Here is a 16,057-nt window from a genome sequence, read left to right as displayed (position 1 = left end):
TCGTGTCACGTGTCACGTGTCACGTGTCACGTGTCACGCGTCACGCGTCACCGGGCCGCGGCCTGGCGTTTGGTGCGTTGTTCACGTGCGTGGTCGATGCCGGCCTGGACGCTGGCAAAATAACCCGCGTTGGCGCTCACCGCGTCCAGCGTGTAGTGCATGCGGCTGACGGTGTTGACCGAATACACGGCCCCCACAAGCATCACCCCCGCACCAACCACCAACCCACCCAGAAACCCCTTCGTACCTGCCTTCACAACACGTCTCCGTTCCGATGGCCAGGGTGGCCTGTTGGGCTAGCGCCGGACTATCGGCGCCATGGATGGCGCCGATAAGCGTACAAGGATGTATCCACAGCGTGTCCGGCGATAGCCCAACAGGCCACCCCGGTCACGCGACACGGTCAAGAAGCGCGACGAAGGTCGTCAAACCGCGATTTGAGGTCGTCCTTGCGGTCCGTGACGATGCGCTCGAGGACTTCCACGCGGGCGCGCAGGTCGCCGTCGAGGCGGTCGAGCTTGCTGGAGATTTCGTCCAGCTTTTCATCGGCCGCGGCGTCATGCTTCGAATCACGGCGTGAACGGATGGCTTCGCCAATCGTGCAGATGGCGACGATGGCGACGATGGCTGTCCAGAAACTCATGGTGCATTCCCTCCACTGATCATGCGCCCCCAGCCTGCGGAATTATGCCGCCGGGTGTAAGTGCAACAAGTCATGCCCCGGTGACGAACGGCAAGGGGCCGGTTTCAGCGCTCCAGGTCGTCGAACTGGCGCTTCAGGCCGGCCTTGCCGTCGGTGATGATGCGCTCGAGGACCTCCACGCGGTGGCGGATGTCGGCGTCGAGGCGTTCGAAGCGGTCTTCCAGTGCGGCCAGGCGCTCGTCGGCGCCGTTGTCCTGGCGGCTGGTGGCGCGCGCGATCAGCACCAGGCCGATCATGCCGATGGCGGCGAGTGCGACGATGGCAGTCCAGAAGCCCATGGGTGTTCCCTCCCTTGTTGTTCGATGATTGATCATGCGGTTTTGCAGCCTGGCACGCCAGTGTGACAAGTCACACGGGTGTGTGGGCGGGGCGGCAAAGGGCAGGGAACCGCGGGGCCCGGACAGGGTCATTAACCACTGGCGCGGCCGGGGTGCTTGAAATTTTCTGTGAGGATTCCAAAATATCGCGCTGTCCGGCCGGTCCTGCCGTGACCCGGCCGGTAGAATACGTGGCGAACGCTCGAAACCAACAGCAAAAAAGGACCACCCAGCGATGATCGAAGCGATCAACCTGCGCAAGGAATATGGTGGATTCACGGCGGTTGACGACCTGTCGTTTACCGTCGAGCCGGGCCAGGTGCTCGGTTTTCTCGGCCCCAACGGGGCCGGCAAGTCCACCACCATGAAGATGCTCACGGGCTTTTTGGCCCCCACCGCCGGCACGGCCCGTGTGAACGGCCATGACATCGTCAGCGATTCGCTGGCGGCGCGGCGGGCCATGGGCTACCTGCCCGAAGGCGCGCCCAGCTACGGCGAAATGACCGTGGGTGCGTTTCTCGATTTCGTCGGCCGGGCCCGGGGGCTGGATAACCCGGCCCATGCGCGTGGCGCGGCCGTCGAACGGCTGTCTCTCGGCGGCGTGCTGCACCAGTCCATCGAGACCCTGTCGAAGGGCTTCAAGCGCCGCGTCGGCCTGGCGCAGGCCATTTTGCATGACCCGCAGGTGCTGATCCTGGACGAGCCCACCGACGGCCTGGACCCGAACCAGAAGCACGAGGTGCGACGGCTGATCGAGGACATGGCCAGCGACAAGATCATCGTCATCTCCACGCATATCCTGGAAGAGGTCGAGGCGGTCTGTAACCGCGTCATGGTCATCGCCCATGGCCGGCTGATGGCCGACGACACGCCGGCGGGCATGGTGGCGCGCTCGCGCTACCACAATGCCGTGACCCTGGTGCTGGAGTCGCCGAAGCAGGCGGCCAGCGTGCTCAGCGAACTGCCGGAGGTGCGCAAGGCGGAGATTCGCGGCGCCGAGCTGACCGTGTTTCCCGCCGCCGAAGGGCTGCTGCCGGCGGTGTCGCGGGTGATTGCCGAGCGGGGCTGGAATGTTGCCGAGCTGCGCCTGGAGGCGGGCCGTTTCGACGAGGTGTTCCGCGAGATTACCCACGGGGAGGCGGACTGATGAGCGCAATCTGGACCGTATTCCGGCGCGAACTGGCCGGTTATTTCGCCACCCCGGTGGCCTGGGTATTTATCGTCATCTTCCTGGTCATGACCGGCGTGTTCACGTTCTACCTGGGCGGATTCTACGAGCGCGGCGTGGCCGACCTGGACCCGTTTTTCCGCTTCCACCCGTGGCTGTACCTGTTCCTTGTGCCGGCGATTGCCATGCGCCTGTGGGCCGAGGAACGGCGTTCGGGCACGATCGAACTGCTGCTGACGCTGCCGATTTCACTGCCGCAGGCGGTGCTGGGCAAGTTCCTGGCGGCGTGGGTGTTCCTGGGCATCTGCCTGGACCTGACCGTGCCCATCTGGCTGACCGTCAACTACCTGGGTGACCCCGACAACGGCGTGATCCTGGCGGCCTACATCGGCAGCTGGCTGATGGCGGGCGGCATGCTGGCGATCGGCTCGTGCATGTCGGCGCTGACGCGCAACCAGGTGGTGGCGTTCATCCTCAGCGTGGTGGCCTGTTTCGTGTTCCTGCTGAGCGGCCTGCCCATGGTCATGGACCTGTTCAACGGCTGGGCGCCGCAGGTGCTGCTGGACGCCATCGCGGGGCTCAGCTTCCTGGCCCACTACGTCGATATTTCGAAGGGCGTGATCGACCTGCGGGACCTGGTCTACTTCGCCCTGGTCATCGGCTTCTGGCTGCTGGCCAACATCATCGTCCTGGACATGAGGAAAGGCGAATGAACCGGAAACTGTGGAATTCAACCGGCTCACTGGCGCTGCTGGCGGGGCTGTTCATCGGCCTGGTCATTCTCTCCGGGGGGCTGCTCAAGGGCTGCCGCGTGGACCTGACCGAGAACGGCCAGTACACGCTCAGCGACGGCACGATCAACCTGCTGGGCCAGCTCGAGGAGCCGGTTACGCTGTATTACTTCTTCTCCGAGGACGCCAGCCGCGAACTGCCGCAGATTCGCGACTACGCGCGCTGGGTGGGCGAGATGCTGGACGACATGGAGGACCGCGCCGGCGGCAAGCTGACCGTGCGCCGCGTGAATCCGGAGCCGTTTTCACCCGAGGAGGACGAGGCCGCGGCCTTTGGCCTGCAGGCGCTGCCGGTGGGGACCGGCGGGGATTCGCTGTACCTGGGGATCGCCGGCACCAACACGCTGGATGACGTGCAGGCGATGCCGTTCCTGCAGCCCGGCAAGCAGGCGTTCTTCGAGTACGACGTGATCAAGATGATCACCACGCTGTCGAAGCCCGAACCGCTGACCGTGGGCCTGCTCAGCGGCCTGGACATGGGGCCGGGTTTCGACATGGAGACGCGCCAGGCGCGCCCGGCCTGGGTGATCCACGAGCAGCTGGAGCAGCTGTTCGAGGTCGAGACCATCGACAGCGGCGCCGACGCGCTGCCGGAGGGCATTGACCTGCTGATGGTGGTGCACCCGAAGGACCTGTCGGACGATATGCGCTACGCCATCGACCAGTTCGTGCTGGGCGGCGGCCGGCTGGTGGCCTTCGTCGACCCCTTCGCCGAGGCCGACCTGAGCGGCGACCCGAACGACCCGATGGCGCGAATGAACGCCGGTGGTTCGTCGACGCTGGGCGAGCTGTTTGATGCCTGGGGCGTAAGCTTCGAGACCACGCGCGTGGTGGGCGACCCGCTTTACGCCCTGCAGGTGAGCACCGGCATGGGCCAGGCGGCCCGGCACCTGGCGATCCTGTCGGTGCCGGCCGACGGGCTGGATGGCGGCGACATCGTCAGCGCCGACCTGGAGGCCGTGAACCTGGCGTCCACGGGCTGGTTCGAGGCCGCCGAGGGCGCGACCACCACGCTGGTGCCGCTGGTGCGCAGCAGCGATACCGCCGCACCGCTGGATGCCAGCCGGCTGCGTTTCCTGGCCGACCCCTCCGAATTGGCCAGCGGATTCGTCTCTACCGGCGATCGCTACACGCTGGCGGCGCGGGTGACCGGACCGGCGGCCTCGGCGTTCGAGGCGGCGCCGGGCGGGTCAGCCGGGCAGACACATCGCGGCCAGGCCGTTGACGAGGGCATCAACGTCATCCTGTTCGCCGATACCGACATGCTCAGCGACCGCCTGTGGGTGAGCCGGCAGAACTTCTTCGGCCAGTCCGTCACCAGCGCTTTCGCCGATAACGGCACGCTGGCGGTGAACGCGGTCGACAACCTGCTGGGCTCCAGCGACCTGATCAGCATTCGTGCGCGCAGCACCTCGGCGCGGCCGTTCGACCGGGTCGAGCGCCTGCGCCTGCAGGCCGAGAACCAGTACCGCGAGACCGAGGAACGCCTGAATGCCGAGCTGGCCGAGACCGAGCGCAAGCTGACGGAGATGCAGTCGCAGCGTAGCGGTGACGACCTGGGCGTGCTGAATCAGGCGCAGTCGGACGAGATCCAGCGTTTCATGGACCAGCGCATCCAGATCCGCCGTGACCTGCGCGCGGTGCAGCACAACCTGGATCGCGATATCGACGCGCTGGGAACGCGGCTGAAGGTCATCAACATCGTCGTCGTGCCGGTGGTGGTTATCGGTATCGCCCTGTGGATCGGGCACCTGCGACGGCGTCGGCGCCAGGAGGGTTCGGCATGAGCACGAAGACACTGGTTGGGCTGGCCATCGCGCTGGCCGTGGTGGCAGGCGCCGTGGCGCTGTTGTCGTCCGGCGATCGCGGCGGCAATGCGGGCGGGGCGGAAGGCGCCGTCCTGCCGGCCCTGGCGGCGCGCGTCAACGACACGCAGTCGCTGCGCGTGACCGTGGCCGGCGACGAGACAGTCGCCAGCCTGGCGCGCCAGGGTGACCGCTGGACGATTGCCGAGCTGCAGGGTTACCCGGCCGACTGGGCCCGGGTGCGCGACACGCTGGCCGGGCTGGCTCAGGCCACGGTGATCGAGCCGAAAACCGATAACCCGGACTATTACGACCGCCTGGGCGTGGAGGATGTCGATGGCGAAGATGCCGCCGGAGTGCTGCTGACGCTGGCGTTTGCGGACGGCGAGCCCCTGGGCGTGATTGTTGGCAACGCGGCTGCCGGCCGCGAGGGGCGCTACCTGAGGCCCCTGGGCCAGGTCGCCAGCGTGCTGGCCGATTTCGATGTCGACGTGCCGCGCACGCCCATCGGCTGGGCCGATACCGCGGTCATCGACCTGGCGGCCGCCGAAGTGGCCGACGTTCGCGTGACCCCCGCCGGTGGCGAGACCCTGCGGGTCTGGAAGACTTCGGCGGACGACACCGACTTCATCCTCGAGGGTGGCCTGCCGGAAGGCCGCGAACTCAAATCTACCTGGGCGATGAACTCGCTGGGCGGCGCGCTGGCCGGGCTGGTGTTCGAAGACGTGCGTCCGCAGGACGGGTTCGACTGGGAAGGCGCCACCCAGGTGCGCGCGCTGACCTTCTCTGGCCTGCAGGTCAACCTGGACCTGGTTCGCGAAGACGATGGCGCCTGGGTGCGCGTGGCCGCGTCCGCGCCGTTCGAGACCCAGGTCGGTGACGAGCCAGCGGCGGATGACGACCCGGCAGAGCCCGCCGACGTGGTCACGGCCGACGAAGCCGCCGCCCGCATCCGCGAGCGCACCGACGGCTGGGCCTACCGGATTTCGTCTTTCAAGGCGGATGCCCTGGACCAGCAGCTGGACGACCTGCTCAAGCCGCTGGCCGAGGCCGAAAACGACAACGGCCAGCCCTAGGGCCGGCCGTCAGGGTTCACACCGCCAGGGGGTGAACCACCAGGTGTTGAAGCCTCAGGGCGTGAACATGCCCTTGAGCGTGTAGAAGAAGAACACCGCCAGGATGGCGCCGGCCGGCAGGGTGACGATCCACGACAGGAAGATGTTGCCCACCACCCGCAGGTTGATGGCCTCCATGCCGCGGGCGAAGCCCACGCCCAGCACCGCGCCCACCAGCGTGTGGGTGGTGGAAATGGGGATGCCGGTGCCCGAAGCAATCACCACGGTAGTAGCCGCCGCCAGTTCGGCGGCGAAGCCGCGTGACGGCGTCAGTTCGGTAATGCGCTGGCCGACGGTTCGGATCACCTTGAAGCCGTAAGTGGCCAGGCCGAAAACGATACCCAGCGCGCCCAGCAGCAGCACCCAGGTGGGCAGCGCCGCGCTCTGGCTGACCTCGCCGGAGGCCACCACGCTGACAATGGCCGCCACAGGGCCAATGGCGTTGGCGACATCGTTGGAGCCGTGGGCGAAAGCCATGCCACAGGCCGTGAAGATCATCAGCACACCGAAAATCTTCTCGACGTTGGTAAAGCGGAAATCCTTGTCGGCCTTCTTCTTGATCTTCAGGCGGCCGATCAGCACGATGCCGATGGCCATCGTCACCAGGCCACAACCCACGGCGATGGCGTAGGACTGCGCCACGCTCAGGTCCAGGTTGATGTGCTTCAGGCCCTTGAACAGCGTGACCAGAGACAGGATGAAGCCGACGAAGAAGATGTACATCGGCACGTAGCGGCGGGCGTTGGCGATCGGGTTATCGGTGCGCAGGATCAGTTTCTGCACGCTGAGGAAAATCAGGAAGGCGATAAAGCCGGAGACCAGCGGCGACACCACCCAGGAGGCCGCGATCGAGGACACCTGTCCCCACTTGACGGCTTCCATGCCGATGCCGGCGATGGCGAAACCGACGATGGCGCCGACGATGGAGTGCGTGGTGGACACCGGCCAGCCGCGCCGCGAGGCAATCGCCAGCCAGATACCCGCGGCCAGCAGGGCCGAGAGCATGCCGAAGACCAGGTATTCCGGGTTGCCGGAGAGCTGCTCGGAATCGACGATGCCCTTGCGAATGGTCGCCGTGACCTGCCCGCCGGCCAGGAAGGCGCCGGCAAACTCGAAGATGGCGGCCACGATAATGGCCTGCTTGATGGTCAGCGCCTTGGCGCCGACCGAGGTGGCCATGGCGTTGGCGACGTCGTTGGCGCCGATACCCCAGGCCATGAACAGGCCGAACGCGGCTGCCAGCACCAGGTAGATCGTGGCGTGGTCCATTGTTCTTCTAACTCCTCGTTGCTGTCGCGACTAGCGCGCCAGGGTCAGCTGCAATCGGCTGCCGACCTGCTGAGCGCGGTCGGCAATGGCGCCGGTCTTGTCCAGGACGCGATACAGGAAGATCGCGTCGATCGGGTTCAGTTTGTCTTCGATGGCCATGAGCTGGTCGCACAGGTCGGAGACCATGACGTCGGTCTCGTGCTCCATCGCGTCCAGCTCCACCAGCATGTTGGAAATACGCATGCGCTCGGCGTTGTCGAAGCCGGTTTCGATGAGTTCATCGAGTTCGCTGATGGCCGACAGCGCCTGCTCGCAGGTCTTGATGCAGGTTTTCACCAGCTTGCGGTAGTCACGCACCATCGACTTGGGGATTTTCATGTCGCGCCCGGCGATAATGCCGGCGACGTCGCGAACGCGGCTGGCCACGCCGTCCTGCATGGACAGGATTTCCAGCATGTCACGCCGGTCGATGGGCATGAACAGGCTGGTCGGCAACTGCAGGCGCAGCTCTTTCTTGAGATCATCCGCCTTATGTTCGTGTTCCACGATAAGCTTATGGCTGGCGTCACGCGCTTCCCGGTCACCCTCGGTGACCGCGTCCAGGAACGGGATCAGTTCGTGCACGCACTTGACCACCTGTTTCATGTGCGTCTGCAGGGGTCCGATGGGGGAAGATGCAAAGATGCCGCTGAGGTAACCGCCGACCATGGGTTCTGTATCCTAGTGGGAACGCTCGAAAATGAAGCGGACAATAGCGTAGCAGTTTTGACCGGAACTGTTACAGGGTTGTTACAAAGTTGTCATATTTCACGCATACCATGCCCGGATGATTGATTCACCAGCCGCGGGGAAAGGCCGTGCCCGCGCGCGGGACCCCCGATACCAACTCTGGCGCGGTCGCAAGGACCGGGTGGCGCGCTGGGTGATTACCGGCGGCGGCCTGGCCGTATTCGCGTCCATGGTGGCCATCCTGCTGTACCTGGCCTGGGAGACGGCGCCGCTGTTTTCCGGTGCTGACGAGGACACCGTCACGCTGGAGTCGGGCCCTGACTGGCGTGCCGCCGATACCCGCCTGCTGGTGCTGGACGAGCGCGGCCAGGCCGGCCTGCGGGTAGGCGTCGGTGGCGCGGCCACGTTTTTCTCTCTGCCCGGTTTCGAGCGCCTGGGCCGCACGCCGCTGGCCAGCGACGCGGGCCGTGCCACCGCCGCCGCCGAAGACCTGGAATCGCCGGGCACCTTTGCCGTGGCCTTCGCTGATGGCCGCGCGGTGGTGGCGCGCTACCGCTTCATGATGGATTTCAGCGATGGCGTCGAGGCGGCCCGCAGCGTCGGCCGGCTGGAGTTTCCGCACGGCGAGGCGCCGCTGGCGCTGGCGCCCGGTGCGGTGACCGCGCTGGCGGCACGCGACCATCCCGACGGGCTGCTGCTGGCGGCGCTGTCGGGTGGTGACCTGCATATCCATCAGCAATCCCTGCAGCAGAACTTCCTGACCGGCGAGTCGCAGGTGGAGTCGACCACGGCGTCAGTTGAGCTGCCGTTCGAGGCCACCACGCTGGCGCTGGACGGGCAGCGGCGCTGGGCCTATGTGGGTGACAGCAACGGCGGCATTCACCGCTTCAGCCTGCCCGGGCTGGAGGAATCCGGTGTCATCCGGCCCGGCACGCGGGCGATCACCGCCATGCGCATGCTGCTGGGCGGCACATCGCTTCTGGCCGGTGATGCTGGCGGGGTGATCCGCCAGGCGTTCCCGGTGCGCGAGAACGACACCGGCCCGGCGCGCCTGACCGTGGTGCGCGAGTTCGCCGCTCACGATAACGCCATCATTGATATCCACCCGGAATATCGCCGCCGCGGTTTCCTGTCGCTGGATGCCGGCGGCGAACTGGGCGTGCACTACACGACATCGGACCGCACCCTGATGCGGCGGCCGCTGGTCGAGGCCACGCCGGCCGTGCTGGCGCTGACGCCGCGCGCGGATGGCGTGTTCAGCCTGGGCGCGAACGGCGTGGCGCGCTGGACCACGCTGGACAACCCGCACCCGGAAGTGTCGATGGGGACGCTGTGGTCGGAGACCTGGTACGAGAACTACCCCGGCCCCCGCCATACCTGGCAGTCGTCGGCGGCGACCAACGATTTCGAGCCCAAGTTCAGCCTGGTGCCGCTGGTGTTTGGCACCCTGAAAGCGGCCATCTACGCGATGCTGTTCGCGGTGCCGCTGGCGCTGCTGGGCGCCGCCTATACCGCCGTGTTCATGGCCCCGGCGCTGCGCCGGCGCATCAAGCCGATGATCGAGATCATGGCGGCGCTGCCCACGGTCATCCTGGGCTTCCTGGCCGGCCTGTGGCTGGCGCCCTGGCTGGAGGCCCACCTGGCCGGCGTGTTCGCGCTCGCGGTGGTGTTGCCCACCGGTGTGCTGGCGCTGGCCTGGGGCTGGCACCGTGCCGGGCTGCGCCGGCGCCTGGCCCTGCCGCTGGGCTGGGAGCCGCTGGTGCTGCTGCCGGTGTTGCTGGTGCTGGGCGCGCTGGCCTTGTGGCTGGCGGATCCGCTGCAGAACCTGTTCTTTGGTGGCGACCTGCGCACCTGGCTGACGCTGGAGGGCGGCGTCAGCTACGACCAGCGCAACGCGCTGGTGGTGGGCATCGCCATGGGCTTCGCCGTGGTGCCGACGATCTTCTCGATTGCCGAAGACGCGCTGTTCGCGGTGCCGCGCTCACTGTCCGACGGCTCGCTGGCACTGGGCGCGACCCGCTGGCAGACCCTGGTCAAGGTGGTCCTGCCCACCGCCAGCCCGGGCATTTTCTCCGGCCTGATGATCGGCTTCGGACGCGCCGTGGGCGAGACCATGATTGTGCTGATGGCCACCGGCAACACGCCGATCACGGACTGGAACCTGTTCGAGGGCATGCGCACGCTGGCCGCCAACATCGCCGTGGAGATGCCGGAGTCGGCCGTGCACAGCACCCACTACCGCATCCTGTTCCTGTCGGCGCTGGTGCTGTTCGTGTTCACCTTCATCGTCAATACCGGCGCGGAGCTGGTCCGCCAGCGCCTGCGCGCGCGGTACAGCTCGCTCTGAGGTGGCCATGGACGGATTCCGCAAATGGCTTTCCGGCGGCATGCCCTGGATCTGGTTGCAGGCCGCGGCCGTGGCGGCCTGCATCCTGCTGGTGGCTGGCCTGCTGGCGCTGATCGGCTGGCGTGGCCTGGGGCACTTCTGGCCGTCCGGCCTGCATGAATGGACGGTACGTGGTGCGGACGGCGGCCAGCATTTGATGGTCGGCCAGCTGCGCCGCAGCGAGACCGTGTCGGCCGAGCGACTGCGCGAGGCCGGCCGCGAACTGCCGGAGGAGATGGAGACGGTCACCCGCCACCTGGTCAAGGTCGGCAACCGCGACCTCTATGGCCAGGATTTCACCTGGGTGCTGGAGCCCGACATCCTGGCCCGCTCGCAGCCGCGTTCCCTGGTGGTGCTGCAACGCGAGACCTGGGGCGATTTCTTCGGCTGGCTGGTGGGCCTGGAAGAGGAGGGCGCGCTGGTCGTGACGGATGATGCCTGGTCCGAGCTGGGCCAGCGGCTGGCCCGGACGACCGAGCTGCGGGCGCAGATTGACACCCTCGAGCGGGATGTCATCGGCAGCATCAACTACCGGCTCGAACGCCTGCGCCTGGAAGAGCGGCGGCTGGAGCTGGACGACCGCCTGGGCGGTGAGGCCCATGCCGAACTGCAAACCGAACGGGCCGCCCTGCAGTCCGAATTCGACACTGCCGTGGCCGACCTGGAATCACTGTACGACGACATCGCCCGCGACAGCGTCATCATGCGTGACAGCGGCGGTGACGAACAGCGCTACCCGCTGTCCGGCGTGCTCGATGCCTGGCAGCCCAACACCATGGGCGCGCGACAGAAGACGCGGCACTGGCTGGGCTCGGCCTGGCGCTTCCTGGCCGATGACCCGCGCGAGGCCAATACCGAGGGCGGTATCTTTCCGGCGCTGTACGGCACCGTGCTGATGGTGATGCTGATGACCGTATTCGTCACCCCGCTGGGCGTGATCGGCGCGGTCTACCTGCGCGAATACGCGCCGCAGGGTGCGTTCACCAGCTTCCTGCGCATCGCCGTCAACAACCTGGCCGGCGTGCCGTCCATTGTCTACGGCGTGTTCGGGCTGGGTTTCTTTATCTATACCGTGGGCGGCGGCATCGACCGGCTGTTCTTCTCCGAGGCCCTGCCGGCACCGACCTTTGGCACCGGCGGACTGTTCTGGGCCGCGCTGACCCTGGCCCTGTTGACGTTGCCGGTAGTGATCGTGTCCACCGAGGAAGGCCTGGCGCGCATCCCGCGGACCATCCGCGAGGGCAGCCTGGCGCTGGGCGCGACGCGCTGGGAAACGCTGTGGCGCACCATCCTGCCGATGGCCACGCCCGGCATCCTCACCGGCGTGATCCTGGCGGTGGCCCGCGCGGCCGGCGAAGTGGCGCCGTTGATGCTGGTGGGCGTGGTCAAGCTGGCGCCATCGCTGCCGCTGGACGGCGACTTCCCTTACGTGCATTTCGAACGCAAGTTCATGCACCTGGGCTTCCACATATATGATGTCGGCTTCCAGAGCCCCAACGTCGAGGCGGCCCGCCCGCTGGTCTACGCCACCGCGCTGCTGCTGGTGATCATCACGCTGCTGCTGAACCTGGTGGCGATTGGAATACGCAACCGGCTGCGCGAGCGCTACCGCGGCCTGGAGACATGAATGACATGAACGATCCGAGTCCCGTGCTGCCGGCTGGGCAACAGAGCCTGCCGGTCATGGATCCCAACCTGGACTTGGGCAAGACGCTGTTTACCGCCCGCGGCCTGAACCTCTGGTACGGCCAGGCGCAGGCGCTGCGCGACATCGACCTGGATATCGCCGAGAAGAAGGTGACCGCGTTCATCGGCCCGTCCGGCTGCGGCAAGTCGACGTTGTTGCGCTGCTTCAACCGTCTCAACGACCTGGTCGACGACTGTCGCATCGAGGGGCGTATCGAGCTGGGTGGCGAGAACATCTACGACGAGGGCGTGGACGTGGCCGACCTGCGCCGCGATGTCGGCATGGTGTTCCAGAAGCCGAATCCGTTCCCCAAGTCCATTTACGAAAACGTGGCCTACGGCCTGCGCGTGCAGGGCATGAACCGGCGCCGGCGCCTGGACGAGGCGGTGGAATGGGCGCTGCGTGGCGCGGCGCTGTGGGACGAGGTCAAGGACCGCCTGGATGAATCCGGGCTGAGCCTGTCCGGCGGCCAGCAGCAGCGCCTGGTCATCGCCCGTGCTATCGCCGTGCGGCCGCAGGTCATCCTGCTGGACGAGCCGTGCTCGGCGCTGGACCCCATCTCCACGCTGAAGGTCGAGGAGCTGATCCACGACCTGGCGCGCGAGTTCACCATCATCATCGTGACCCACAACATGCAGCAGGCCGCGCGCGTGTCCGACTACACCGCGTTCATGTACATGGGCGGCATGGTGGAATTCGGCGAGACCGACCAGGTGTTCACCAACCCGCGCGCGAAGGCCACCGAAGACTACATCACCGGCCGCTACGGCTGAGCCGGCATAAAAAGGCAATACGACAATGGACAAACTTAACCTGGGCCAGCACATCTCGCAGAAGTTCAACGAGGAACTCGAGGACGTGCGCAGCAAGGTGCTGCAGATGGGCGGCATCGTCGAGGAGCAGATGGCGCACGCCATCCAGGCGCTGCTGACCGGTGACCGCAACCTGGCCTCCGAGGTCATCGCCAACGACCAGCGCGTCAACGCGCTGGAAGTGGAACTCGACGAGGAGTGCACGCGCATCGTCGCGCTGCGCCAGCCGGCGGCCACCGACCTGCGCCTGGTGATGGCGGTGATCCGCACCATCAACGACCTGGAGCGCATCGGCGATGAGATCAAGCGGGTCGCGCGCATGGTGCACGAGGAGCTGGACGGCACGCTGGACGCGGCCGCGCGGCTGGAAATCGAGCACATGGGCGGGCAGGTGCGCGAAATGCTGCGCGACGTGCTCGATGCCTTCGCCCGTACCGATGTCCGTGCCGCCGTGCGCGTGGCCCGTGCCGACGAAAAGGTCGACATCAAGTACCAGGCCATCACCCGCCAGCTGATGACCTACATGGCCCAGGACCACACCACCATCCCCACCGTGCTCAACATCATGTGGGCCGCGCGCGCCATCGAGCGCATGGGTGATCGCTGCCAGAACATTGCCGAATACGTGATCTACCTGGTCATCGGCAAGGACGTGCGTCACGCCGGACTGGAGGGCGTCCTTGCGGAGCTCGAAGCCCGCGGGGAGTGACGGGTTACGCGTGACGCGTGACGCGGTTTGGGCCGGTAGGGCGCGCGGAGAGCGCGACTCGGTTCGTGCTGTGAGGTCTCGTTGTGGTTTTCGATGGGGCGCAGCGGGCGCCTGTGCCCCCGCGTAACGCGTAACGCGTCACGCGTCACCCAAAAAGAAAAGGCGCACCGAAGCGCGCCGTTTCCCAACTCCCCCCACTAACGCAATTCATATTGCGACGTCATCGTTTCAGTGTCGTGACGGTTGTGTGACAGCGGCGTGACGACCGTCACCGTTTTTGTCACATCCCTGTCATACACGGTTCCTAAAATGCCGCCGACTGGGTATTGGCCGGGGTGGCCGTGCCGTACCGTGATTCGAACGGAACCAAGTGATGACTCATATAAAGAACTGGACTGTCCGCGTGTTGCTGGCCTTGACGCTGCTGTCGCCGCTGGCGGCGCTGGCGCAGGACGATGCCAACGCCCTGACCGAACGCCTGATCACCCTGCGTGGCCAGGTGGACGAGCTGCAGACCGAACTGGACCTGCGGCGCGAAGAGCACAAGAACCGCATGGCCTACCTGGCCGCGCAGCTGGCCGACCTGGAAGCCAACCGCGACCGCGAAACCCTGCGAGTGACGCAGTTGCGCGAAGACCTGGACGAGATGCGCGCCGAGATCGCCGAGGCCGGGGTCAGCTCCGAGTCACTGACGCCATTTCTTAAGAACCAGGTTTCGGCGCTGCGCGAGCACGTGCGCGGCGGCTTCCCGTTCAAGGTGACCGAGCGCCTGGCCGAACTGCAGGAGCTGGAGACGCAGCTGGATAACGGTGTGATCACCGCGCAGCGCGGCGTCAACCGGCTGTGGGCCTTCATCGAAGACGAATTCCGTATTTCCCGCGAGAACGCCATCTACTCGCAGTCGATCGAGCTCGAGGGCAGCAACGTGCTGGTCGACGTGGCCAAGCTGGGCAGCGTGATGATGTATTTCCGCACCCGCGACCTGGAATACGGCCGCGCCGTGGCCACGCCGCAGGGCTGGCGCTGGGAGAAGCTGGATTCCGCCAAGGACCAGGACCTGGTCGCGCGCCTGTTCGACTCACTGCGCAAACAGATACGCCAGGGCTACTTCGAACTGCCCGAAGCGTTGCCGCTGGAAGGAGAAGCGTCGTGAAGCTCGCTAGCCACTACCTGACCCGTGCCGGCCTGGCCGCTGGCCTGCTGTTCACCGCCTCCGCCTGGGCGCAGGACGAGGCCGCGCCGGCCCAGCCGGCCCCGGAGCCGGTGCCGCCGGTGAACCCCACCGAGGCGCTGGACCAGCTGAAAGCCGCCTACCAGAAAGAATACGCCTTCCTGAACGCGCAGCTGCGCGACCTGCAGAAGCGCGTCGCCGATTTCGAGGCGCAGGCCAGCAATGACGAATCCACCAAGGAAGCGCAGATCGACCGCGTAGAGGGTGAGTGGATCGGCCTGCAGTCCGAGGCCGAGCGCATGCAGGCGCTGATGACCGACGCGCAGCGTGAACTGGAAGGCGTCGACGACGCCCGCACGACGCTGGAAGCGACCTTCCTGCAGGCCGACTCGACGCTGGAACCCTACGGCGTCGAGGAACTGGGCTCCGAGGCCTACCTGTCGAGCCCGGATGGCGAGCGCATCGGCACCGTGTTCGGCCATGCCGTGCGCCTGCTGGACCAGGTCGGCACCATGCACACGAAGCCGGGCGCGTACTTCCTGCGTGACGGCACCGAGGTGCAGGGCGAGATCGTCCGCGTTGGCAACATCGCTGCCTATGGCCACAGCGCCCAGGGCAGCGGCGCGCTGGCGCCGGCAGGCGAAGGCCGCCTGAAAGTCTGGTCGGTGCCGGCCGAGGCGACGGCCGACGCCCTGGCCGCCGGCAGCCGCCCGGACCAGCTGGGGATCTTCCTGTTTGAGAACGAGACCCGCGCCATCGAGGAGAAGGAAGGCAAGACCATCCTCAGCGTCATCAACTCCGGCGGCACCATCGGCTGGATCATCGTCGGCCTGGGCATCCTGGCCCTGGTCCTGGTCGTGCTGCGCTTCTTCTTCCTGCGTGGCGCCAGCGCCTCGACCTCGAAGATTGTCGACAGCGTCGGCGGCAAGGTCCGCGCCGGTGATATCGACGGTGCGCTGGAGGCCTGCAAGAACTTCAAGGGCTCCACCGCCCGCGTGGTGGGCGCCGCGGTGCGCAACCTGGAGCGCGACCGCGATCACCTGGAGGACATTATCTCCGAGGCGATCCTGCACGAGTCTTCGCACCTGAACCGCTTCGGCGCGATCATCCTGGTGATCGCCGCGGTGGCGCCGCTGCTGGGCCTGCTGGGCACGGTGACGGGCATGATTACCACCTTCGACATCATTACCGAGTTTGGTACCGGTGATCCGAAGCTGCTGTCCGGCGGTATCTCCATCGCCCTGGTGACCACCGAACTGGGCCTGGCCGTGGCCATCCCGGCGCTGCTGTTCGGCAACGTGCTGTCTGGCTGGGCCGAGTCCATCAAGGACGGCATGGAGAAGGGCGCCCTGCGGGTGATCAACCAGTTCAAGGAACACCGGCGGACGGCCTGAC

General features: G+C 66.6%; 15 protein-coding genes. 10 read left to right on the top strand and 5 right to left on the bottom strand.

Annotation, left to right across the window (positions count from 1 at the left end; all coding sequences use genetic code 11):
* Positions 1-47: 47 nt before the first annotated feature.
* The 3 genes from F3N42_RS15670 to F3N42_RS13890 form a co-directional block, all read right to left on the bottom strand.
* A complete protein-coding gene (locus F3N42_RS15670; RefSeq protein WP_191621442.1) occupies positions 48-203 on the bottom strand; it encodes a hypothetical protein in 156 nt (51 codons plus the stop codon).
* 200 nt (positions 204-403) lie between these two features.
* The gene (locus F3N42_RS13895; RefSeq protein WP_150865091.1) at positions 404-643 is read right to left on the bottom strand and encodes a hypothetical protein; all 240 of its coding nucleotides are present in this window, start codon (positions 641-643) and stop codon (positions 404-406) included.
* A gap of 104 nt (positions 644-747) precedes the next feature.
* Entirely contained in the window at positions 748-981 is a 234-nt protein-coding gene (locus F3N42_RS13890; RefSeq protein ID WP_150865090.1) for a hypothetical protein, read from the bottom strand.
* Between the two features lie 274 nt (positions 982-1,255).
* On the opposite strand from F3N42_RS13890, the gene F3N42_RS13885 reads away from it, so the two are divergent.
* Genes F3N42_RS13885 through F3N42_RS13870 form a run of 4 tightly spaced genes read left to right on the top strand, consistent with a single transcriptional unit; the run spans position 1,256 to position 5,860 of the window.
* Positions 1,256-2,167 carry an ABC transporter ATP-binding protein gene (locus F3N42_RS13885; RefSeq protein WP_150865089.1) on the top strand — a complete coding sequence of 304 codons (912 nt, stop codon included), beginning with the start codon at positions 1,256-1,258 and terminating at the stop codon, positions 2,165-2,167.
* On the top strand, positions 2,167-2,901 hold the full coding sequence (locus tag F3N42_RS13880) for an ABC transporter permease subunit (RefSeq protein WP_150865088.1): 735 nt from the start codon (positions 2,167-2,169) through the stop codon (positions 2,899-2,901). Before F3N42_RS13885 ends, F3N42_RS13880 begins: the two co-directional genes overlap by 1 nt.
* Complete coding sequence (locus F3N42_RS13875; protein ID WP_150865087.1) at positions 2,898-4,766, top strand: Gldg family protein; 1,869 nt, start codon at positions 2,898-2,900, stop codon at positions 4,764-4,766. The genes F3N42_RS13880 and F3N42_RS13875 overlap by 4 nt, the downstream gene beginning before the upstream one ends.
* Positions 4,763-5,860, top strand: a complete 1,098-nt coding sequence (locus F3N42_RS13870; protein WP_150865086.1) for a DUF4340 domain-containing protein — start codon at positions 4,763-4,765, stop codon at positions 5,858-5,860. The genes F3N42_RS13875 and F3N42_RS13870 overlap by 4 nt, the downstream gene beginning before the upstream one ends.
* 54 nt (positions 5,861-5,914) lie before the next feature.
* On the opposite strand, the gene F3N42_RS13865 is transcribed toward F3N42_RS13870, so the two are convergent.
* Positions 5,915-7,168 carry an inorganic phosphate transporter gene (locus F3N42_RS13865; protein WP_150865085.1) on the bottom strand — a complete coding sequence of 418 codons (1,254 nt, stop codon included), beginning with the start codon at positions 7,166-7,168 and terminating at the stop codon, positions 5,915-5,917.
* Between the two features lie 30 nt (positions 7,169-7,198).
* Positions 7,199-7,876 carry a TIGR00153 family protein gene (locus tag F3N42_RS13860; protein ID WP_150865084.1) on the bottom strand — a complete coding sequence of 226 codons (678 nt, stop codon included), beginning with the start codon at positions 7,874-7,876 and terminating at the stop codon, positions 7,199-7,201.
* A gap of 118 nt (positions 7,877-7,994) precedes the next feature.
* On the opposite strand from F3N42_RS13860, the gene F3N42_RS13855 reads away from it, so the two are divergent.
* The 6 genes from F3N42_RS13855 (at position 7,995) to F3N42_RS13830 (ending at position 16,056) form a co-directional block, all read left to right on the top strand.
* Positions 7,995-10,244 carry an ABC transporter permease subunit gene (locus tag F3N42_RS13855; protein ID WP_150865083.1) on the top strand — a complete coding sequence of 750 codons (2,250 nt, stop codon included), beginning with the start codon at positions 7,995-7,997 and terminating at the stop codon, positions 10,242-10,244.
* 7 nt (positions 10,245-10,251) lie between these two features.
* Positions 10,252-11,910: a phosphate ABC transporter permease PstA gene (pstA, locus tag F3N42_RS13850; RefSeq protein ID WP_150865082.1), complete on the top strand. Its 1,659-nt coding sequence runs from the start codon at positions 10,252-10,254 to the stop codon at positions 11,908-11,910.
* A gap of 5 nt (positions 11,911-11,915) precedes the next feature.
* On the top strand, positions 11,916-12,743 hold the full coding sequence (gene pstB, locus F3N42_RS13845) for a phosphate ABC transporter ATP-binding protein PstB (protein WP_150865081.1): 828 nt from the start codon (positions 11,916-11,918) through the stop codon (positions 12,741-12,743).
* A gap of 25 nt (positions 12,744-12,768) precedes the next feature.
* Positions 12,769-13,491, top strand: coding sequence for a phosphate signaling complex protein PhoU (phoU, locus tag F3N42_RS13840; protein ID WP_150865080.1), 723 nt, complete (start codon positions 12,769-12,771; stop codon positions 13,489-13,491).
* A gap of 373 nt (positions 13,492-13,864) precedes the next feature.
* Positions 13,865-14,644, top strand: coding sequence for a DUF3450 family protein (locus F3N42_RS13835; RefSeq protein WP_150865079.1), 780 nt, complete (start codon positions 13,865-13,867; stop codon positions 14,642-14,644).
* On the top strand, positions 14,641-16,056 hold the full coding sequence (locus tag F3N42_RS13830) for a MotA/TolQ/ExbB proton channel family protein (protein ID WP_150865078.1): 1,416 nt from the start codon (positions 14,641-14,643) through the stop codon (positions 16,054-16,056). The genes F3N42_RS13835 and F3N42_RS13830 overlap by 4 nt, the downstream gene beginning before the upstream one ends.
* The last annotated feature ends 1 nt before the right edge of the window (position 16,057 follow it).

The organism is Marinihelvus fidelis, assembly GCF_008725655.1.
Lineage (GTDB): Bacteria > Pseudomonadota > Gammaproteobacteria > Xanthomonadales > SZUA-36 > Marinihelvus > Marinihelvus fidelis.
Note: the sequence above shows the minus strand (reverse complement) of the source record. Positions and strands in the feature narration are given on the sequence as shown.